18 protein-coding genes are annotated in these 20,555 nt (G+C 66.6%); 11 read left to right on the forward strand and 7 right to left on the reverse strand.

Annotated elements, in window-relative coordinates; translation table 11 throughout:
- The first annotated feature begins 33 nt into the window (after nt 1–33).
- From AC5RT3_RS14510 to AC5RT3_RS14530, 5 genes are all read left to right on the forward strand, one after another.
- Complete coding sequence (locus AC5RT3_RS14510; protein WP_494051657.1) at nt 34–2,043, forward strand: Hsp70 family protein; 2,010 nt, start codon at nt 34–36, stop codon at nt 2,041–2,043.
- Nucleotide 2,044: 1 nt separating this feature from the next.
- Nucleotides 2,045–4,108: a LuxR C-terminal-related transcriptional regulator gene (locus AC5RT3_RS14515; RefSeq protein ID WP_494051656.1), complete on the forward strand. Its 2,064-nt coding sequence runs from the start codon at nt 2,045–2,047 to the stop codon at nt 4,106–4,108.
- A gap of 164 nt (nt 4,109–4,272) precedes the next feature.
- Nucleotides 4,273–5,436 (forward strand): IniB N-terminal domain-containing protein, encoded by a 1,164-nt coding sequence (locus AC5RT3_RS14520; RefSeq protein ID WP_494051655.1) that lies wholly within the window; start codon nt 4,273–4,275, stop codon nt 5,434–5,436.
- Between the two features lie 114 nt (nt 5,437–5,550).
- Nucleotides 5,551–7,440, forward strand: coding sequence for a dynamin family protein (locus tag AC5RT3_RS14525; RefSeq protein ID WP_494124517.1), 1,890 nt, complete (start codon nt 5,551–5,553; stop codon nt 7,438–7,440).
- The gene (locus AC5RT3_RS14530) at nt 7,437–8,936 is read left to right on the forward strand and encodes a dynamin family protein (protein WP_494124518.1); all 1,500 of its coding nucleotides are present in this window, start codon (nt 7,437–7,439) and stop codon (nt 8,934–8,936) included. Before AC5RT3_RS14525 ends, AC5RT3_RS14530 begins: the two co-directional genes overlap by 4 nt.
- A gap of 11 nt (nt 8,937–8,947) precedes the next feature.
- Here AC5RT3_RS14530 and AC5RT3_RS14535 read toward each other — a convergent pair whose 3' ends face one another.
- Together AC5RT3_RS14535 and AC5RT3_RS14540 are read right to left on the reverse strand one after the other, a co-directional pair.
- Nucleotides 8,948–9,613: a hypothetical protein gene (locus AC5RT3_RS14535; RefSeq protein ID WP_494124519.1), complete on the reverse strand. Its 666-nt coding sequence runs from the start codon at nt 9,611–9,613 to the stop codon at nt 8,948–8,950.
- A gap of 5 nt (nt 9,614–9,618) precedes the next feature.
- Nucleotides 9,619–10,008 (reverse strand): PLD nuclease N-terminal domain-containing protein, encoded by a 390-nt coding sequence (locus AC5RT3_RS14540; protein WP_494051651.1) that lies wholly within the window; start codon nt 10,006–10,008, stop codon nt 9,619–9,621.
- Nucleotides 10,009–10,070: 62 nt separating this feature from the next.
- Here AC5RT3_RS14540 and AC5RT3_RS14545 point away from each other — a divergent pair, with 62 nt between their 5' ends.
- Nucleotides 10,071–10,385, forward strand: a complete 315-nt coding sequence (locus tag AC5RT3_RS14545; protein WP_494124520.1) for a DUF4229 domain-containing protein — start codon at nt 10,071–10,073, stop codon at nt 10,383–10,385.
- 3 nt (nt 10,386–10,388) lie between these two features.
- Here the strand turns inward: AC5RT3_RS14545 and AC5RT3_RS14550 are convergent, their stop codons facing one another.
- The 4 genes from AC5RT3_RS14550 to AC5RT3_RS14565 form a co-directional block, all read right to left on the reverse strand.
- Nucleotides 10,389–11,270: a 1,4-dihydroxy-2-naphthoate polyprenyltransferase gene (locus AC5RT3_RS14550; RefSeq protein ID WP_494051649.1), complete on the reverse strand. Its 882-nt coding sequence runs from the start codon at nt 11,268–11,270 to the stop codon at nt 10,389–10,391.
- 75 nt (nt 11,271–11,345) lie between these two features.
- Nucleotides 11,346–12,530 (reverse strand): AMP-binding protein, encoded by a 1,185-nt coding sequence (locus AC5RT3_RS14555; protein WP_494124521.1) that lies wholly within the window; start codon nt 12,528–12,530, stop codon nt 11,346–11,348.
- A gap of 13 nt (nt 12,531–12,543) precedes the next feature.
- Nucleotides 12,544–13,497: a 1,4-dihydroxy-2-naphthoyl-CoA synthase gene (locus tag AC5RT3_RS14560; RefSeq protein ID WP_494124522.1), complete on the reverse strand. Its 954-nt coding sequence runs from the start codon at nt 13,495–13,497 to the stop codon at nt 12,544–12,546.
- Nucleotides 13,498–13,588: 91 nt separating this feature from the next.
- Nucleotides 13,589–14,353 carry a CPBP family intramembrane glutamic endopeptidase gene (locus AC5RT3_RS14565; protein ID WP_494051646.1) on the reverse strand — a complete coding sequence of 255 codons (765 nt, stop codon included), beginning with the start codon at nt 14,351–14,353 and terminating at the stop codon, nt 13,589–13,591.
- Between the two features lie 71 nt (nt 14,354–14,424).
- On the opposite strand from AC5RT3_RS14565, the gene AC5RT3_RS14570 reads away from it, so the two are divergent.
- The 5 genes from AC5RT3_RS14570 to AC5RT3_RS14590 all read left to right on the forward strand — a co-directional run bounded on the left by AC5RT3_RS14570 (nt 14,425) and on the right by AC5RT3_RS14590 (nt 20,156).
- Nucleotides 14,425–15,399, forward strand: a complete 975-nt coding sequence (locus tag AC5RT3_RS14570) for a metal ABC transporter substrate-binding protein (RefSeq protein WP_494124523.1) — start codon at nt 14,425–14,427, stop codon at nt 15,397–15,399.
- A complete protein-coding gene (locus tag AC5RT3_RS14575) occupies nt 15,396–16,172 on the forward strand; it encodes a metal ABC transporter ATP-binding protein (RefSeq protein WP_494124524.1) in 777 nt (258 codons plus the stop codon). The genes AC5RT3_RS14570 and AC5RT3_RS14575 overlap by 4 nt, the downstream gene beginning before the upstream one ends.
- The gene (locus AC5RT3_RS14580) at nt 16,172–17,038 is read left to right on the forward strand and encodes a metal ABC transporter permease (protein WP_494124525.1); all 867 of its coding nucleotides are present in this window, start codon (nt 16,172–16,174) and stop codon (nt 17,036–17,038) included. Before AC5RT3_RS14575 ends, AC5RT3_RS14580 begins: the two co-directional genes overlap by 1 nt.
- Before the next feature lie 464 nt (nt 17,039–17,502).
- Nucleotides 17,503–18,963: an amino acid permease gene (locus AC5RT3_RS14585; protein ID WP_494051639.1), complete on the forward strand. Its 1,461-nt coding sequence runs from the start codon at nt 17,503–17,505 to the stop codon at nt 18,961–18,963.
- A gap of 122 nt (nt 18,964–19,085) precedes the next feature.
- Nucleotides 19,086–20,156, forward strand: a complete 1,071-nt coding sequence (locus tag AC5RT3_RS14590; RefSeq protein ID WP_494010022.1) for a DNA polymerase IV — start codon at nt 19,086–19,088, stop codon at nt 20,154–20,156.
- Between the two features lie 104 nt (nt 20,157–20,260).
- Here the strand turns inward: AC5RT3_RS14590 and AC5RT3_RS14595 are convergent, their stop codons facing one another.
- Nucleotides 20,261–20,437: a CsbD family protein gene (locus AC5RT3_RS14595; protein WP_009356651.1), complete on the reverse strand. Its 177-nt coding sequence runs from the start codon at nt 20,435–20,437 to the stop codon at nt 20,261–20,263.
- Nucleotides 20,438–20,555: the final 118 nt, after the last annotated feature.

Here is a 20,555-nt window from a genome sequence, read left to right on the forward strand (position 1 = left end):
GCAGGCGAAACGCAAGTTTGCCTGAGGTACCCCATGAGCTACGTTCTCGCCATTGATGTCGGGACCAGTTTCACGGCAGCCGCCGTTGTCCGTTTTCAGCAGGGGATCAAACCCATTCCGGAGTGCCTTCCGCTGGGTCTTCGCGGGTCTGCCGTGCCATCCGTGGTGTACTACCCGGAGGAGGGCCCCATCCTGGTGGGGGAGGCGGCAGAGCGCCGCGGCCTCGATTCCCCCGGCCGCGTGGTGCGGGAGTTCAAGCGCCGGATTGGCGATTCCGTGCCGATTTCCGTGGGCACGTTGTCCCTTCCGCCTGAAGACGTCTTCGCCACCATGGCCCGCTGGGTGGCGGACCGGGCAGCGGAACGGGAGGGGGAGCCGCCGTCGGAAGTCATCCTGACCCACCCCGCCGCCTGGGGCAGCCACCGCACGTCCGTGGTCCGGGACGCCCTGGCCGCCCACGGCCTGCCAAACGTCACGCTGCTGACTGAGCCCGAAGCGGCTGCGCTGCACTACGCATCGCAGGTCCGGGTGGAGGACGGCAGCACGGTGGCCGTCTACGACCTCGGTGGCGGGACCTTCGATACCGCTGTCCTCCGCAAAACCGGCAGTAACCGGTTCGAGGTGCTGGGACGGCCGGAAGGTATTGAGGACCTCGGCGGCGCCGACTTTGATGCCGCAGTATTCCGCTTCGTGGCCGGAAACACCGGCGAAGCCATGGCCGGCCTGGACGCCGAAGACCCGAATGTGCTCGCGGCGCTGGCCCGGCTGCGGCGGGAATGCGTGGAAGCCAAGGAAGCCCTGTCCTCGGACAGCGAGGCCAGCATCTCCGTGCTCCTGCCTGGCCTCCAGCAGCAGGTCCGCCTGGTCCGGTTCGAGTTCGAGGCACTGATCGAGGAGCCGGTCCGCGATACCGTTGACGCCTTGGAACAGTCGCTGGCGCAGCTGGAGCTGGAACCTGCAGACCTCACCGCGGTCCTGCTCATCGGCGGTTCCTCCCGGATCCCGCTGGTGGCCCAGCTGGTCTCCGAACAGCTGGACCGGCCCATCGCCGTCGATGCCGATCCCAAATCCTCCATCTGCCTCGGGGCCGCCGTGTCCGCGGTACTGGCACTGCCGGAGGTTGCTCCCGCGGCGGCCGCGGAGCCGGAAGCCGCTGCCGCGGATTCCGCCGCAGAGGGCGCTCATCTGCCGGTCCGGCCGGCCAGCTGGTCCCGGAAGGGCCCGGCGGGTGCCACTGCCGCCCACGGTCCCGGACACGGACACCACGGCGGGGCGCATGCTCCGAAGCCGACAGTACGGCTGACCGCCATCGCAGCCGCCGCCGCCATGCTCACCGTCTTCACGGCCACCGCTGCCCAAAGCCCGGAGGGTTTCAACAACCTCGCATCCATCTTCCAGCCGGGTGCAGAAGCCGCACCGGGGGCGAAATCCGACGGCGGATCCGGCGCCGGTGACGGAACCGGGGGAGCCGCGGTCGGGGCCGCTGGCGATGGGGCGGCGCCGCTGGCAGGCATCGAGGCCGGAGTGGAGAAGCCGGCATCGTCGCAGAGCGCCGGCCTCGAGGTCGAGGCGTCGCCTACCAGCAAGCCGTCGGCCTCCGCTGAGAAGAGTCCAGCTGGTGAGCCTTCGGCGGACAGCACGTCGGGGTCCGACTCCGTAACGGGTGCTGCGGCGCCGGGCACCTCCCCGGACACAGTGTCCGGTACCGAAGGTACGACGACGCCCGGCACTACTGATTCTACCGGCACCCCCACGACGGCGCCGGGAACGGTGGATCCGACGACGCCTGGCACGACTGACCCCGCGCCGACTGATCCCGGCACAAGTACTCCGCCGGCGACGGAGGAACCCGCGCCTGTAACCTCCGATCCTCCACCACCTGAAACTTCGGATCCACCACCGCCCGTCACCTCGGAACCGCCGGTTACGGAAGATCCGCAGCCAACGGCAACCGAGGATCCGGCCCCGGTGACGGAACCGGTACAGACCACAACAGAAGCGCCGGCAGTGGAAACTGCCGCTCCGACGGAACCGGGGGCTTAGCATGTTGGGCGATTACACCGGAGCCGAGGAACCGGCACATGCGGAGCCGAACCACCAGGGGCAGCCGGCCCACGCCGCCGAACACATGGCCAGGCAGCTCAAGGGCGAGAACGCGGCCGTACGGGAGCTGCTGCTGGCGTTGTCCGTTGGCTTTACCCTTCCGGGACCGCTGCCTGCCGGCCTGCAGCGCAGGATCGACGGCGGCGAGGTGGACAGCCTGGATGTCCTGGTGCAACGCGCAGAGTCCGCAGGCCTGCTGACCACCGATGGCACGGTTGTGGGACAGGCACAGCATGCGTTGCTGACCGTTGCTCCCACCGCGAAAGTCCATGCGCTCCAGCGCGAACTGGTGGCCGCCTACGCCGCTGCCGGCCAGCCGCTGGGTGATGTGGCACGGGAATTGGCCCGTGGCGGCCTTGCCGATCCACGGGTGGCCCTGGAGCTGGAGCACGCTGCCAACAAGGCCTTGAACCACGATCCAGGGCTGGCCTACCAGCTGTACGGTGAAGCACTGCTGGCCGGTGCCGACGAGATTGCCACCGCCGCGCGGCGTGCCCAGGCCGCGGCGGGCGACGGCGACCTGGACACCGCCACGCGCATTATCGACACCCTCCTGGTTGAGGAGGACCCGCCGGACGTGCGCCGTGGTGCCGATGTCGCAGCCGCCGTCTGGGCCCAGCGCGGGATGCTGGCACGCGGCGCCGACATCTACAGCTGGCTGGGGTCCTCGCGGGTGGGGCAATCGGCGCCCCTCGCCGCCGTCGCCCTGCTTGGCTGCGGCAACCGTGCCGGCGCCGAAGCACTGTTCCGTGCGGACGCGCCGCCGGCCTCGCCCACGCTCCTGGCCACCACGCTCGCCCAGACCGGCAAGGGCCTCCTGGAGTCCCTTGCGGCTGATCCGCACCAGGGCCTCCCCCTCCTGATCCACGCCTCGGATATGCTCAACGCCGCCGGCACGGCGCTTCCCATGCCGGAGACACCCGCCGCGCTGGCCGCACTGGTGGCCCTGCACAGCGGGGAGCCGCATCTGGCCGAAACCGTCTGCCGTTCCGCGGCTGCGGCGGGCCAGGGCGGCAACGGGGCCAAGCCCCGGCTCTTCCTCTTGCAGGCATGGTCGGCGATGATGCAGGACAAACTCGAGGATGCCCGGCTCGCCATCAACGAGGCGTCCAAAACGAACCACTGGCCGCTGGTGCCGCGGGACGAATTCCTGTGCTCGGCACTGGAAGTTGGCCTCGCACGCCGCAACGGCGACGTTCCCGAACTACTCAAGGCCTGGGAACGGGCCCGCGAGGCGATGCTGCACACCGCCGTCGATCTTTACAGCCTCCTGCCGTGGGGCGAACTGATGATCGCTGCAGCCCGGCTCCGGGAAACCCGCCGGGTTGTGCACTATTTCGACGAGGCGAACCGGCTGCTCGGCCGCCTCGGTGATCCGCCTCTGTGGGCTGTGCCGTTCCACTGGGCGGCAGTCCAGGCAGCCATGCTCAGCGAGAGCCCGTCGGACCTCGCACCCCATGCCGCAGCACTGGCCCGCGCGGCGAACCACAGCCACCTCGCGGCGGTGCTCGCCACCGCCGGCAAAGCATGGGTTTCCGTCCTGGCCAACAGGTTCAGTCCCGCCGAGGTTGAAGCGGCAGCACGAAGCCTGGGCAGGGTGGGAATGCCCTGGGAGGGTGCCCGGCTGGCTGGCCACGCTGCCGCGAAGGCGGAGGATCGCAAAGACATGGTGCGTCTGCTGTCCTGTGCCCGCGACCTCCATCCGCAGGGCAGCTCCGCGGGCGGGGGAAGCTCCGGCTCGGTCGAATCCGGTACCGCCCCTTCCGAGACGGGAAACGGCATGCATCCCGACGGGACGGGGCTCAGCGAGCGGGAAAAGGAAGTGGCCCGGCTGGTGCTTGAGGGCAAGACCTACCGGGAGATCGGCGAAGCCATCTACATCTCCCCACGAACGGCCGAACACCACATTGCCCGCATGCGCCGGCGCCTCGGAGCGGAGAACCGATCGGACCTGCTGGCCCGGCTGCGCGTAGCCCTGAACTCGGAGAATCCTCCTCTCGAGTGAACCCCTAATGCCCCTAACAGGGGGTGCGGCAGTTCCCCAGCAGGGGGACTGCTGGAAGGGGGAATCGGCCCGATGCCCGGTTCTGCACCCGGACCATACGTTTGATCCAAGCCCGGCAACGAAGCTTGGCGAAATTCAACTCAGAGAAACCAGGGGACCATCAAATGACACTCGCAAACGACCTCGTACAGTTCCTGATGCACCTCTTCGGCGACCGCCAGGCCGCGCAGGACTTCCTGGATGATCCGGAGAAGGTCCTGGAAGACCACGGCCTGGGCCACGTTTGCTCGGCGGATGTTGACGCCGCAATGCCGGTTGTCCTGGACTACGCACCCATCACGGTCAACTCCCGGTTCGACCGCGACTACAACACCGGTGGCAACACCTCCTGGACCCGGGATAACGACGGCGGCAACCACGGCGGTGGCGGCAACCATGGCGGCGGTGGCGGACACGGCGGCGGCGGACATGGTGGCGGCGGCAACCACGGTGGCGACGACCACGCCCATGCTGTCCAGCAGCTGCACCACGTGGTGAACAACTACTCCTACACCTCAACGGTCGATGACCGCGACAACATCGTTGACCAGTCGGTCAACCAGAACATCTGGGCCGACGGCGACGTCAAGCAGTGGTTCGACAACGATTCCGTGATCGCCTCCGGCGACCGTGCCGTTGCTGCCGGCGACGACGCCTACGTCAAGGACTCCAACAACATCGAGGACTCCTACAACACCGACAACTCGACGGACAACTCCACCGACAACTCCATTAAGGCCGGCGGCGACGTTAACATCGGCAACGAGGAAACCGACATCGACGACTCCTTCAACACCGACGTGGACGTGGACGCCGACATCGACGACTCGTTCAACGACAACTCGGACAACTCGGACAACTCCATCGAGGACTCGTTCAACGACAACTCGGATCATTCCGACAACTCCACGGACAACTCGGTTGACGTTGACATTGACGATTCCTTCAACGACGAGAGCGTCGAGATCGACGAGTCCTTCAACGAGGACAAGTCCACGAACACCGACATCGACGTTGACTTCGAGGATTCCTTCAACGACAACTCGACCACGGAGACCAACACCACCGAGGTGGAAATCGAGGATTCATTCCAAGACAACTCCACCGATGTTGATGTCGACGTCGAGGACTCGTTCCAGGACAACTCGCAGACCGCCGTCCTTCAGGACAACATCATTGTCGCCGACAACGAACTCAGCTACTCGGAGGAGACCACCAACACCACCGAGATCGACACGGACATTGAGGTCGAAGACGTGAATGTGGCAGGGGACGACGTAACGCTCTAGGAGGCAACGCTGTAGCACACCGGAATCAGCCCGGCAGGTGAACCCAGAACACCTGCCGGGCTCTTCCCAACCCATCCCACATTCCAAATCGCGGCTCGAGGAAAAGGACACGCTGTGGCAGAAGAAGGACCGGCAAAACCCACTACCCCGGCGACGGCGGCGCAGCTTATCAAACTGGTGGAGCACGGCCTTCAACTGGTCGGCACCGGGGACCGGGCGGACCTCCGGAAGCGCCTGGACCAGACACTGGGCAGGCTCAAGGACCCCAGCATCCGCGTCATCGTGGTGGGCGAGTTCAAGCAGGGAAAGAGCAAACTTATAAACGCCCTGGTCAACGCCCCCGCATGTCCCGTGGATGATGATATTGCCACCTCGGTGCCCACCGTGGTCCGCTACGGCGACCCTGCATCGGCGTCCATCCTGGTTCCCAAAGCTGACAAGGACGGCGCCGACGAGGCCAGTGTGGAACGGCAGCCCATCCCGCTTGCCGACCTCCCGGCCTATGTTTCCGAGCATGGCAACCCGGGAAACAGCAAGAAGCTCGTGGCCGCGGAGGTCTGCCTGCCCCGGAAGATCCTGACCGGCGGGCTTACCGTCATTGACTCCCCGGGCGTTGGCGGGATGGGCTCGTCCCACACCCTGACCACCCTGACCGCGCTGCCCACCGCCGATGCCATGCTGCTGGTGTCGGATGCTTCACAGGAGTACACCGAACCTGAACTGCGTTTCCTCCGCCAGGCCATGCGGATCACCCCCAGCGTTGTGGGTGTCCTGTCCAAGACGGATCTGTACCCGGACTGGCGCCGGGTGGAAGAAACGGACCGTGCCCACCTGGGCAGGGTGGCTCCGGATATTCCGTTGTTCCCCGTGTCCTCAGACCTGCGGCTGGAGGCTGCGCGCCTGCAGGACCGCGAGTTGAACGCCGAATCCGGCTTTCCGGTCCTGATTACGCACCTTCGGAATGAGATCGTCGGAAAGGCCCAGCGCCTGCAGCGCCGTTCCGTCAGCCAAGACCTGCTCTCCGTTACCGAAAACCTTCGGCTCTCACTGCAGTCAGAGCTTGAAGCACTCGAAAACCCCGAGGGCACGCCCCGGATGATCGCTGAACTGGAAATGGCCAGGACCGAGGCGGACGAACTCCGCAAACGCTCGGCGCGGTGGCAGATCACCCTCAACGACGGCATCAGCGACCTCATTGCGGACATGGAATACGACCTAAGGGACCGCCTGCGCCGCATCCAGAGGGAAGCTGAGACTGCCATCGACCAGGGGGACCCGGGACCAAGCTGGAACGAGTTTTCCAAGTGGCTGGAGGAATGCGCCGCCGCCGCCATCTCGGACACCTTTGTGTGGACCAGCGAGCGGGCGCAGTGGCTGGCGGCCCAGGTTGCCGAGCACTTCGCCGCCGAGGAAGTGTCACTGCCGGTCATGCGCGTGTCCGATTCCGGTGACGCGCTGGATCCCGTGGACGCAATGCCGGACATGGACGACGGCCGCATCAACCCGATGCAAAAAGTGCTGATCGGCATGCGCGGCTCCTATGGTGGCGTGCTGATGTTCGGCCTTTTGACCGGCATCTTCGGCATGGCCCTGATCAATCCGCTCTCCGTCGGCGCCGGCCTGCTGCTGGGCCGCAAAGCGTACCGGGAGGATAAGGAGGCGCGGCTCAAGCGACGGCAGGGCGAAGCGAAGGCGCTGGTCAGGCGGCAAATCGACGACGTGACATTCCAGGTGGGCAAGCAGCTCAAGGACCGGCTTCGGCTGGTGCAGCGGTCCATCCGCGACCACTTCACCGAGATCGCGGAAGAACACCACCGCTCCCTGACCGATTCCGTGAGCGCAGCGCAGAAGGCTGCCACCACCTATGCGCTGGAGAAGGACGTCCGGATCAAGGACATCAGGGCCGAGCTCAAGAAAGTCGATGCCCTCCACCGGGCGGCGGAGGCGGTCGCTGCCGAGGTGGCAGCCGGCGCCCAGAAGCTCACGTCTGTGGGCGCAGGATGACCGGTTCAACCATTGACGGTGCCGCTGGCCTGGTCCAGGAGGCCCTGAAAGTTTACGGCGATGACCCGGTGGCTGCCGGGGTGCTGCGCAATTATGCCCGCAGGCTGGCCGAGCCCTTGCGGATAGCCATCGCCGGGATGGTGAAGGCGGGCAAGTCAACGTTGCTGAATGCCATTATCGGCGAGGAAATCGCGCCCACGGACACGGGCGAATGCACCAGGATCGTCACGTGGTACCGGTACGGGCGCACGCCCCGCATCACCCTCCACCCCCGGGACGGGGAACCCCGCATCCTGCCGCTCAAGCGTGTGGAGGGCCGTCTGGTGTTCGTCCTGGGTGCCGTGCAGGCGGAGGACGTGGAGCGGCTGGACGTGGAGTGGCCGTCGCCCACGCTGCGGAACATGACCCTGATCGATACGCCGGGCATCGCCTCCCTTTCCGAGGACGTGTCTGCCCGGTCCACGAGCTTCCTGACGCCCGGGGACACACCGTCGGAAGCGGACGCGATCATCTACCTGATGCGCCACATGCACGCCTCCGACCTCCGGTTCCTCGAATCCTTTCGGGACACGGAGGCGGGCCGCTCCGGCACCGTCAATGCGCTCGCGGTCCTGTCCCGCGCGGATGAGGTAGGCGCAGGGCGCATTGATTCGCTGCTCTCGGCCGGGGAAATCGCCGAGCGGTACCGGCGGGACCACAACCTGCGGAAGCTGGCCCTGGGCGTGGTCCCCGTGGCCGGCCTCCTTGCCCAGAGCGCCCGCACCATGCGCCAGCAGGACTTTGCCTCCCTGCAACTGCTGGCAGACCTGGAGCGTGCCGACCGCGAAAAGATGCTGCTCTCTGCCGACCGGTTCGTCCGGTCTGCCGGACCGGACGGCCTGACGGCGGAGGCCCGAGTTTCGCTGTTGTCCAGGTATGGATTGTTCGGTATCCGGCTGGCGGTCGTCCTGCTCCGGAACGGGTTCGACGAACCCACGCCGCTTGCTCATGAACTCGCCCGCCGTAGCGGCCTGGATCCGCTGCTGGAGCTGCTCAACCGCCAGTTCCAGGCGCGCGCGGAGGCGTTGAAGGCCCGGACCGCCCTGGTGGGGGTGGAATCCCTGCTGCGCACCTCCCCCCGCCCGGATACCGGGCAGCTGGCCGCCGCGCTGGAACGGTTGCAGGCCAATGCCCACGAATTCCGGGAACTGCGGCTGCTTGCCACGCTGCGGACTTCAGGCGTGCCTCTCCGCCCGGAACTGGCAGCGGAGGCAGAAGGCCTGATCGGGGGCTGGGGCGCTGCGCCGCACGTCCGGCTGGGGCTGGGCGAGGAAACAAGCCCTGACGACGTGGCGGACGAGGCCCGCCGGTTCCTGGTCCGGTGGCGCTCGGTGGCCGAGAACCCGCTGACTGACCGCGCCGCGCTGGACGCCTGCAGGGTTGTTATCCGCAGTTGTGAGGGACTGCTGGCGGAAGCATCCACCCGGCAGCGGCAGCCGCTTCGGCACTCCGCCTGAGCGGCCGGCGGTCAGCCGGCGGGGTGGCTCGTCTTGAGCCAGGCGTTCGCTGAGGGCAGGAAGAACATCACCAGCCCGGCCAGGGCCAGGAGCAGTTCGGCGCCCCAGAGCAGCAGGACGTAGCTGGCGCCGTCACCCTCGGGGACGAGGAACGCGATGGCCACGATCATCACCAGCGCGTGGCCGGCGAGCAGCGGGATGAGGGCCCACCTGGCCCAGCCCTGCCGGCCCAGCACCACGCCCAGCATCGCTGCCTCAAGGAGGATCGCCAGCAGCAAGGCTCCTCCGCTTCCCCAAAAAACGATCCCGGTGGCGGTGGTCACGGCCGCTGCGTCACCGCCCGGCGCCATCTCCTCCACCACTCCGCGCAGCCGTTCCAGGTGCCCGTCGCGGGTGAGGAAGGAACCCACCAGGACGGCCAGGCCCGCCAGGAAGCTGGCAAGCCACAGTGTGCGGCCATGCCTGATGGTGCCCGGGGCCGGCGGGATGACGGCGATGGGGGCAGGTGCGGAATAGGACAGCCCCGGCCGCGGCGGCGGGGCGTGTTGGGTGGGAGGCGGTGCCGGGGGCTGGCCGGCGGACGAATCGGACGGTTCAGTGGCTTGCCCCTCTGCCGGATAAGCGGTCCCGGATGCATTGGTCCGCAGACGTTCTTCTCCGTCAGGTTGGTGAGCCATAGGTCCTACTTCCGTCCGTCGTTATCGCGTTCGTCGGTTTCGTGCTTGTCCTTGCCGCCATCGTCCTTGGCCTTGGCATCCAGCTCTTCCTTGAGCTTCTTCAGGCGGGCAGCCTCGGCCTCGTTGCGGCGGCGGAGTTCAAGGTTACGGAGGAAATCGGGGTCGTCGTCCGGGGCGGTGGGGTGCCGGTAGTTCTGCTGCTGCGGGGCGGAACCGCGCGGCCGCCCGATGAGCAGCCAGAGGATGGCGCCCAGGACGGGGAGGACGATCATCACCACGATCCATGCGGGTTTGGAAATTCCCCGGGTGAGCCGGCCGTCCGTGCGGATCACGTCCACGAGGCCATACACGAAGATGACGAGGACTGCCACGGCCAAAGCCACACGGAGGAGCATGCCATCAAGTCTATCGCCCGCAGGGCCGCGGGAGCCCGGGCGGGAGACGGCTAAACTTGAATGTGGCCTTTTTGAAATATTCCCTGATCCGACTTGCCCTCTTCGCACCGCTGTTCGTGCTGTTCACGCTCCTGCAGCTGGGCGTCCTGATGTCCGTGATCTGTGCCGCCCTGATCGCCTTCGCCGTCAGCTACCTTTTCTTCCAGAAGCAGCGGGACGAGGCTGCCGCAGCCCTGCACCGGCGGTTCTCCGGCAAGGCCAAGCCGCTCCGCTCGGCCAATGAGGTCCAGGACGCCAACGCAGAGGACGCGCTCCTGGACGCTAACCCGGACATCGCCATCAGCAATGACGCGAAGGACCACAAGCCGCGCAGCTAGGGCCTAGAACCCGTGGCTGAGCACCAGGCCCAGTGAGAACAGCAGGCTGTACCCGAGGTTGATGAGGCCGGTCTGCTTCAGCACCGGGATGAGGCTCTTGCGCTTGCGGCCGTTGATCATCAGCCAGGACGGCATCAAGCAGGCCGGTATCAGCAGCAGCACAATCAGCATCCACGGCCGCGCCGGAGCCAGGATGACCACCAGCAGGATGGCCACGGCCAGCATCAGCACGTAGCTTTCCCGGGCATGCTTGTCGCCCAGCCGCACGGCCAGGGTCTTCTTGCCCACCTGCATGTCCGTGGGGATGTCCCGCACATTGTTGGCCATCAGCAGGGCCGTGGCGATGAGCCCGGTGCCGATGGCGCCGATGATGGCGGGCAGGTTGATCTGCCCTGCCTGGGTGTAGGTGGTGCCGAGCGTCGCCACCAGGCCGAAGAACACGAACACGAACACGTCGCCCAGGCCCATGTAGCCGTAGGGGTTCTTGCCGCCCGTGTACCCCCACGCTGCCATGACGCAGCCCAGTCCCACCAGGATCAGCCACCAGCTCTGGGTGATGATCACAAGGACCAGCCCGAACACCATCGCCGCAGCAAAGGTCCCGAACGCGGCTCGCTTCACGTGCTCCGGCTTGGCCACGCCGGAACCGACCAGGCGCAGCGGGCCCACCCTGTCATCGTCCGTCCCGCGGATGCCGTCGGAGTAGTCGTTGGCGAAGTTCACGCCCACCTGCAGCAGCAGGGCCACCAGCGCAGCGAGGATGGCGTTGAACAGGAGGAACGAATCCATCTCGTAGGCGGCAGCGGAGCCGATAAGTACCGGCGCTATCGCGGCGGGCAGGGTTCGCAGTCGCGCGCCTTGGATCCATTGTGCGGCTGTGGCCACGGTTAGTACCTCGTATTGAATCGGGAGTCCGGCGGGGCGGAAAGCACGCACCCGCCGCTTTGGTGCAGGTCCACTCTACTTTCCCTGGTGCAGGGCGCTGAGTTCGGCGGTCATGGCAACCCGGTCGGGTTTTCCGTTGGGCAGCATCAGCAGGGCGGAGGCGGCCAGCACGGTCTTGGGCGCCAGTACTCCCAGTCTGCGGTGCCATTCCTGTTCAAGCACGACGGCGCGTTCCCCCGGTGCAGCGACGGAACCGGCGGCACCCGGGGCGGCGGGTTCGTCCGCGAGGGCAACATACGCGGCCACAGCCTGGCCCCACTCCGCGGAGGGGACGCCGGCCACGAACGCGGCCGTGACGCCGTCGGACTTTTCCAGTTCCTCCTGCACGTGCAGAGCGGAGACTTTCATGCCGCCGGTGATGATCACGTCGTCCATCCTGCCCAGCACGGTGAGCCGGCCGTCGTCGTCAATGCTGCCGAGGTCGTTGGTGCGGTACCAGCGCACACCGTCCTCCTCGAAGAAGGTGCCGGACTCTTGGTCCGGCGCCTCCAGGTAGCCGGCGGCGATGGTGTCGCCGCCCAGCAGGATGCGGCCGTCCCCGTCCACCCGGACGGAGACGCCTTCCAGGGGGTAGCCGTTGTAGATGCAGCCGCCGGAGGATTCGGCGGACCCGTAGGTGGTGACAACGCGTACACCGGCGTCCCGGGCAGCGTCCAGCAGGGACTCAGGCGCCGGACCCCCGCCCAGGAGGACGGCGTTGAACCGGCGGAGCACCGCCAAGGTTTCGGGTGACGGGTCATCAAGGAGCCGCTGCAGCTGGGTGGGAACCAGTGAGGTAAAGCGGATCTTGTCCGTCAGCTCCAGTGCCGCGGCTGTGAATGCCTCCGGCGTGAACCCGCCGGACATGTCCATAACCCAGGGGCGCGTGCCAGCGAACAGCGAACGCACCAGCACCTGGATACCTGCCACGTACTGCACCGGCAGGGCCAGCAGCCACTGCCCTTCACCCTTCAGCGCCAGCGCCGTGGCCATGGAGGACGCGGCTAGCGATTCCACGGTGAGGACCGTCGCCTTGGGCGTTCCGGTGGATCCGGAGGTGCGGACCACGGCCACCGCATCGTCGCAGCCGGGCGTTTCAACGTGGCCCACCACCAGGGAGCCGTCCCCGGCGATGGAAAGTTCGACGGCGGGGCCCTCGCCATGGAGGGCGGCCGCCAGGGCCTTCAGGGCCGGTTCGATGTTGAGGGGACCGCTGCTCATTGCCGCGCCTGCCTTAGAAGTAGTGCGGGAAGGAGGACCAGTCCGGGTCGCGTTTTTGCAGGAAGGCTTCCTTGCCCTCCACCGCCTCGTCCGTCATGTATGCCAGCCGGGTGGCTTCACCGGCGAACACCTGCTGGCCGGCCAGGCCGTCGTCGGCAAGGTTGAAGGCGAACTTCAGCATCCGGATGGCCTGCGGCGACTGGCGGGCGATGTCAGCCGCGTACTCCAGGGCCACCTCCTCGAGGCGTTCATGGTCCACGGCCTCGTTCACGGCGCCCATCCGGACCATGTCCTCAGCGGAATATTCGCGGGCCAGGAAGAAGATCTCCCGGGCGGCCTTCTGCCCGATCTGGCGGGCCAGGAGCGCCGAGCCGTAACCGGCGTCGAAGCTTCCCACGGTGGCATCGGTCTGCTTGAACTTGCCGTGCTGGCGGGAGGCGATGGTGAGGTCCGCCACCACGTGCAGCGAGTGTCCGCCGCCTGCCGCCCAGCCGTTGACGACGGCGATGACCACCTTGGGCATGGTCCGCATCAGCCGCTGGACTTCCAGGATGTGGAGCCGGCCGGCCCTGGCGGGGTCGATGGTTTCGTGGGTCTCGCCGTCGGCGTATTTATAGCCGTCCCGGCCGCGGATCCGCTGGTCACCGCCGGAGCAGAACGAGTGGCCGCCGTCCTTTGGGGAGGGGCCGTTGCCCGTGAGCAGGACGGTGGCCACGTCCGGGGTCATCCGCGCGTGGTCCATGGCGCGGTACAGCTCATCCACGGTGCCCGGCCGGAATGCGTTGCGGACTTCGGGCCGGTTGAAGGCGATCCGGACCGTCGGCAGGTCACGTACCCAGCCGCCGTCGGAATCCCGCTCCACCTGGCGGTGGTAGGTCATGTCCTGGAAGTCTTCAAAGCCGGTCACCACGCGCCAGCGGGTGGGATCGAAGACGTCGGACACCGGGGCGGGGATCTGGTTGCTCACCGTCCAAGTGTAGTAATCAGGCTTAGCTGATGCAGAACCCGTTTGCCCACCTGCTTGCCAAAAGCGCGGTCCTGACGGTCCGTACCGGCACCTAGGCCGGAACGCCCTGCTGGAGCTGGTCGTACAGCTCCGGCGGGATGGCGTAGAGAAAGACGACGGCCAGTAGGTTCTTGGCGGCATGGACGAAGTAGGAGAACATCAGGTTTTTCCCGGTCCAGACGTAGACGAACACCAGGGTGGCGCCCATCGCCAGGTATGGGAGCAGCACCGTCAGTGTGATGGTCCCCTGACTCATCATGTGCATGACCGCGAACAGGGACACGGACAGCGCACAGCAGACCCAGATGTTGACACGGCGGCTGAGCTTGCCGATCAGCAGGTGCCGGAAGATGTACTCCTCGACAAAGGGCCCTACAAGCACCAACAGCGGAACCATGAGCCAGGCAGGAACCTGCTGGATCAGCGACTGCACACCCGCTTGGTTTGCTGACGTCTGTACTTCTCCACCAACAGTCACTACCAGCGCCGTGAAGACCATCATGGCGACCACTGCCGCTGGAATCATTAGCAGGGTGAACCATGGCCGGGTGGCAAGGACCCGGAGGTCCCTGCTTGCGACCCGCCGGGCAGCCACAACCGCTACGATCCCCACCGAACCAAACCACAACAGGTTTGCCGCGTAGGATACGGCCGCCGGGGAGGGGGCAACCTGGCGCAGGAAGGGGGCCAGAAGGCCACCCCCGAATGCAAAGAATCCGGCGATCGCCACGAAAAGCCCTACTGCGGTGAAGTCTAGGGGAGTAAACCGGTACAGCTGTGGCTGCGGAGCAGGTGGAATGCGATGGGCGGTTGCCATGGTTTCAGCCTATCCCGGGGCAGGGCAGGGTGCGTTGCCCGCGGAAACCTGCTTCGCGTAAAATGTTCGGTATGCCTAAATTTACGTTTCGGTGCGCCAAAGTAGCCGCCCGGACCAGCGCCACACAGCGGCTGCGCCTCCGCACCGCGGCCGTTGCAGCCGTCGTGCTTTCCCTCTTGCTCACCGCCTGCGGAGGCGGCGCCGCCGGCAACGGCGACGACGGCAAGAAGGTGGTCCTGACCACCTTTACTGTGCTGGCCGACGTCGCCCGGAACGTTGCGGGGGACAAGCTAACGGTGGAGTCCATCACCAAGGCGGGCGCCGAGATCCACGGCTACGAGCCGACGCCGGGGGACATCCGGAAAGCGTCCAAAGCCGACCTCATCCTTGATAACGGGCTGAACCTGGAAGCGTGGTTCGCCCAGTTCGTCGAGGGGCTGGACGTGCCGCATGCCGTGGTCAGTGAGGGCGTGGAACCCATGAACATCAGCGAGGACGCCTACCAGGGCAAGCCGAACCCGCACGCCTGGATGTCGCCGCTGAACGTACAAACCTATGTGGACAACATGGTGAAGGCCTTCTCGGAGCTGGACCCGGACAACGCCGAGGCCTTCAAAGCCAACGGTGACGCCTACAAGGCAGAACTCCAGGCCGTGCAGGACCAGATGACCACCCGCCTGGCCGGAGTGCCGGAGGCGCAGCGCGCCCTGGTCACCTGCGAGGGCGCATTCTCCTACCTGGCCCGCGACGCCGGGCTGAAAGAGCTCTACATCTGGGCCGTCAACGCCGAGCAGCAGGCCACCCCGCAGCAGATCACCCGGGCCATCGAGTACGTCAAGGCCAACAACGTTCCCGCGGTGTTCTGCGAGTCAACCGTCTCGGACGCCCCCATGCAGCAGGTGGTGGGTGCCACCGGCGCCAAGTTCGGCGGCACCCTCTACGTGGACTCGCTCTCCGAAGCGGACGGCCCAGTGCCCACCTACCTGGACCTCATCAGGCACGATGCCGACGTCATCACCAAGGCCCTCACCGGAGCCGTGTCATGAGCACGCCCGCCATCCTCGTTGACAACGTAACCGTCCACTACGGCGAGGTCCTGGCGCTGGATGCCGCCTCCCTGACCCTCGATCCCGCCCGGATCTGTGGCCTGGTAGGCATGAACGGTTCGGGCAAGTCCACGCTGTTCAAAGTGATCATGGGCATGATCAAGCCCGACGCCGGCACGGTCCGGATCAACGGGAAGTCACCCGGCCGGGCCCGCCGGGAAGGCGGGATCGGATATGTGCCGCAGAGCGAGGAGGTGGACTGGCAGTTCCCGCTGTCCGTCCGCGACGTGGTGATGATGGGCCGCTACGGGCACCAGGGCTTCACCCGCCGCGCGTCCAAAGCCGACCGCGCCGCCGTCGACGAGGCACTGGACCGGGTGGAACTGGGCGGCTACGCCGGGCGCCAGATCGGCCAGCTGTCCGGCGGCCAAAAGAAGCGCGCGTTCGTGGCGCGGGGGATCGCGCAGGGGGCCACCACCATGCTCCTGGACGAACCCTTCGCCGGCGTGGACAAGCGCTCGGAGGCCACCATCACCCGGCTGCTCCGCGAGCTCGCCTCCGACGGCTGCACCATCCTGGTATCCACCCACGACCTGCACGCCCTGCCCCAGCTCTGCGACGAGGCCGTGCTGCTGATGCACCGGGTGCTCATGCACGGGCCGCCGGAGCAGGTGCTGCAGCCGGAGAACCTGGCGATGGCCTTCGGCCTGGACGTGCTGAACCGCGATCTGCCGGACCAGGACATGCATGCCCGGAAGGAGCGGACCGCCTGATGGAACTCCTCCTCGAACCCCTGTCCTATGACTTCATGGTCCGGGCCATCGTCACCACCGCGCTCGCCGCCGTCGTCTGTGCCGTGCTCAGCTGCTGGCTGGTTCTGATCGGATGGTCCCTCATGGGTGACGCCGTCTCGCACGCGGTGCTTCCCGGCGTCGTGCTTGCCTACATCGTGGGCGCCCCGTTTGCGCTGGGTGCGCTGGTGTTCGCGCTGGTGGCGGTCACCCTGATCGGGCTGGTCCGCAACACCAGCCGGGTAAAGGAAGACGCCGCAATCGGGATCGTGTTCTCCTCGCTGTTCGCGCTGGGCCTGGTGCTGATCTCCGTCACGCCCAGCCAGACCGACCTCAACCACATCATCTTTGGCAACCTCCTCGGCGTCAGCGTCCCGGACCTGATCCAGGTGCTGGTGCTCGGCGTGGTGGCCTTCGCCATCCTCATCCTCAAGCGCCGCGACCTCACCCTCTACGCCTTCGACCCCACCCATGCGCATGCCATCGGGCTTTCGCCCCGCCGGCTCGGCGCGCTCCTGCTCGGGCTGCTCGCCCTGACGTCCGTGGTGGCGCTGCAGACCGTGGGCGTGGTGCTGGTGGTGGCCATGCTCATCATCCCCGGGGCCACCGCCTACCTGTTGACGGACCGGTTCTCCCGGATGCTGGTCATTGCGCCCACCATCTCGGCGCTCTGCTCCGTGGCGGGCATCTACATCAGCTACTACCTCGACACCGCGTCCGGGGCCATGGTGGTGCTGACCCAAGGCGTGGTGTTCGGCGCCGTCTACCTCTTCAGCCCCCGGCAGGGCCTGATCGGGACGCGGCTGGCAAAGGCCCGGCGACGCAAAGCGGCCGCAGTGGCGGCGTGATTCCCGTGCTACCCCCGCCGTTTCGACGGTTCCCTGCCCGCTCGACGTCTCGCGCCGTCGAACCTGCGGGGAACCGTCTAAATGGCACCCTCCGGAAACGGTGAGGTTCGCGTAAACGGATCTTTACGGGGGACCGGCGCGCTGAAACATCGCGGTGCAGGAGGGGCAGTGCCAGTCGCGACGGTTCCGTGCGCGCCGTCTCGGCCGGCTGCCCGGCATGGACCCGATGCAGAGCTACCGGGTGGGCCTGGACGGGCAGCAGAATCTGCTCCTGGAGAGAGGCCGCTGTAGCCCACGTCACGTAGCACCTCTGGTGTCTTGTAGGATGGACAGGCCGCGCGAAGCTTCGGCTTTACGAGGAATCGGACTTATAAACGGTTGCTGCAGGAGCAGAACGCCGAATTTGTGAGCTGGATTACTTCGTATTCCGGATGCGGCCAACCCCCAACCCACAAGGAACAGTTGTGCCTCAAAGTACCCCCACCGATCTCCAGAACAGCACGGCACCATCCACCGCCGTCGATCCCTCCCTCAGTGCCGAGGGCTACAGCAAGACGCTGGGCAGGCGCCATGTCACCATGATCGCCATGGGCGGCGCCATCGGCGTCGGCCTGTTCATGGGCGCAGGCGGCCGTCTCGCCTCCACCGGCCCGGCCCTGATCTTCTCGTACGCCATTGCCGGCGTCATCGCCTACCTGCTGATGCGGGCCCTGGGTGAGCTCATCATGTACCGCCAGACCTCAGGCTCGTTCGTCAGCTATGCCGGCGAGATGTTCGGCAAGAAGGGCGCGTTCCTGTCCGGCTGGATGTATTTCATCAACTGGGGCATGACCGGCATCGCCGAGCTCATCGCGATCGGCCTGTACTTCCAGTTCTTCTTCCCCAACGTCCCGGTGGAGGCCTCCGCCATGGCGGCACTGGCGCTGCTGGTGGCAGTGAACCTGCTCAGCGTCAAGGCGTTCGGCGAATTCGAATTCTGGGCCTCCTGCCTCAAGGTGGGCGCCATCCTCATCTTCCTGGTGGTCGGTACCTTCATGGTGGTCACCAACGCCCAGGTGGGCGACGGCAACGCCTCCGTGGCAAACCTCTTCGCTGCCGAAGGCGGCATGTTCCCCAAGGGCGCCCTGGTAATGGTCCTGGTCCTCAACGCCGTGATCTTCGCCTACAACGGCATCGAACTCGTGGGCATCACCGCCGGCGAGATGCAGAACCCGGAACGCGAAGTGCCCAAGGCGATCCGCGCCGTCGTACTCCGGATTGTGGTGTTCTACGTAGGCTCCGTGACCCTGCTGGCCATGCTGCTGCCGTCCGACCAGTACGTGGCGGGCACGTCCCCGTTCGTCACCGTGTTCGGCCAGATGGGCCTGGCCTGGGTGGGTGACGTGATGAATATGATCGTCATCACCGCCGCGCTGTCCTCCTGCAATTCCGGCCTGTACTCGATCGGCCGCGTCTTCCGCACCATGGCCAACAACGGCCACGCCCCGCAGTGGCTCACCCGGATGTCCAAGCGGCACGTCCCGTACGCAGCCATCCTGGCTATCGCGGCGTTCTACCTGGTGGGCATCCTGTTGAACATCTGGCTGGGCGGCTCGCACGCGTTCGACCTGGCCCTGAACACCGCATCGATCGGCGTGATCTTCACCTGGGGTGCCATCTTCGCCAGCCAGATCGTGCTCCGCCACCGCAAGGGCGTCACCTCCAGCCTGCCGATGCCCGGATCGCCGTGGACAAGCTGGGCCGGCCTGCTCGGCCTGTTGGCCATCACAGTGCTGATCGGCTTCGACACCATGACCAGCAAGACCGGAGAGGTGTTCTACCTGGGCCTGTGGACCCTGGCCACCATCCCGTTCTTCGCGGTGCTCCTCTGGCTCGGCTGGCAGAAGGTCAAGAACAACGAGCCCAAGAACGCGCTCTACAGCTAAGCATTCCTTAGCAGCAAACGACGGCGGGACGCCCCTGGGGAGGGCGGGCCCGCCGTCGGCGTGTCCGGCTGGGGTGCGGGAAATGGTGGTGCGGGGCGCCGGGCGGGGGCAGACTGTGGCTTGTGGGAGAACCCTGGGTGCTGCATGTTGACCTCGACCAGTTCATCGCCGCCGTGGAGGTGCTCCGCCGGCCGGAGCTGGCGGGCAAGCCGTTGATCGTGGGCGGCCGAGGTGATCCCACCGAGCGGGCGGTGGTGTCCACGGCGTCCTACGAGGCGAGGGCGTACGGCGTCGGCTCCGGAATGCCTCTGCGCATTGCCGCCCGGAAAGTCCCTGACGCCGTCATCCTGCCCGTGGACCAGGACGCCTACCTTGAAGCGTCCGGGAAAGTCATGGCGGTGCTGCGTGCACAGCCGGACGCCACTGTCCAGGTGCTGGGGTGGGATGAAGCGTTTGTGGGCGTGCATACGGAGGACCCGGACAACTATGCCCGGCAGCTGCAGCAGGCGGTCCTGGCCGAGACCCGGCTGCACTGCAGCGTGGGCATCGGTGACACGCTGGTCCGCGCCAAGGTGGCCACGACTTTTGGCAAGCCCGCCGGGGTCTTCCGTCTCACCGAGGGCAACTGGCTTGACGTCATGGGCGGCCGGCCCACCATCGACCTATGGGGTGTGGGAACCAAAGTCTCGCGCCGCCTGGCCAAGCTCGGGATCGAAACGGTCGCCCAGCTGGCGGCATCCAACCCTGATGACCTGGTCCCCGAGTTCGGCCCGAAGATGGGACCCTGGTACGCACAGCTGGGCCGCGGCGACGGCGCCCGGGAAGTCGACGACACGCCCTGGGTGGCACGGGGGCACAGCCGGGAAACCACCTTCCAGCAGGACCTGACCGGGCCCGCGCAGGTTGACGCCGCCATCCGTGAACTGGCCGGGCACGTCCTCGAGGACGTGGCGGCCGAGGGGCGGCCGGTGGTCGGTCTGACCCTGAAGGTCCGCTACGCCCCGTTCATCACCAAAACTTATGCCCGGAAAATCCCGGAGACAGCCGATCCCGCGGAAGTGCTGGCCAGGGCGCTGGACCTGGTGGCGAAGATCGAGCCGGACCGCCCCATCCGGCTGTTGGGGCTGCGGGCTGAGATGACCATGCCCGGGGACTCCCGGCAGGGGCACACCCCCACCCGCAGCGGCTGGTGACGGGCAACCTCAGGGAAAGCAGAACGGCGGCGGATCCGAAAGGGATCCGCCGCCGTTTCTGGCTGTTGCAGCACGCCGTTCGCTGCGGCTGCGCCAGCAAGGACCTAGTCGCGCTTGAACTCGTCCTTGACGCTTTCGCCAACCTTCTTGGCATCAGCCTTGACCTGGTCCTTCTGGCCTTCGGCCCTCAGGCGGTCATTGTCAGTCGCGTTGCCCGCAGCTTCCTTGGCCTTGCCGCCCATGTCTTCTGCTGCATTACCGATCTTGTCTCCGAGGCCCATGATGGACTCCTTTCGTTTCGTCGATCAACCTGACCACTTCACCCTAACACGAAGCATGCTTACTATTTCAAGCCCGTGTATCCGCGGGCGGATGCCTGTTGATTGTCAGTGCCCGGGG

It is taken from the genome of Arthrobacter sp. Y3221159 (genome assembly GCF_059089885.1).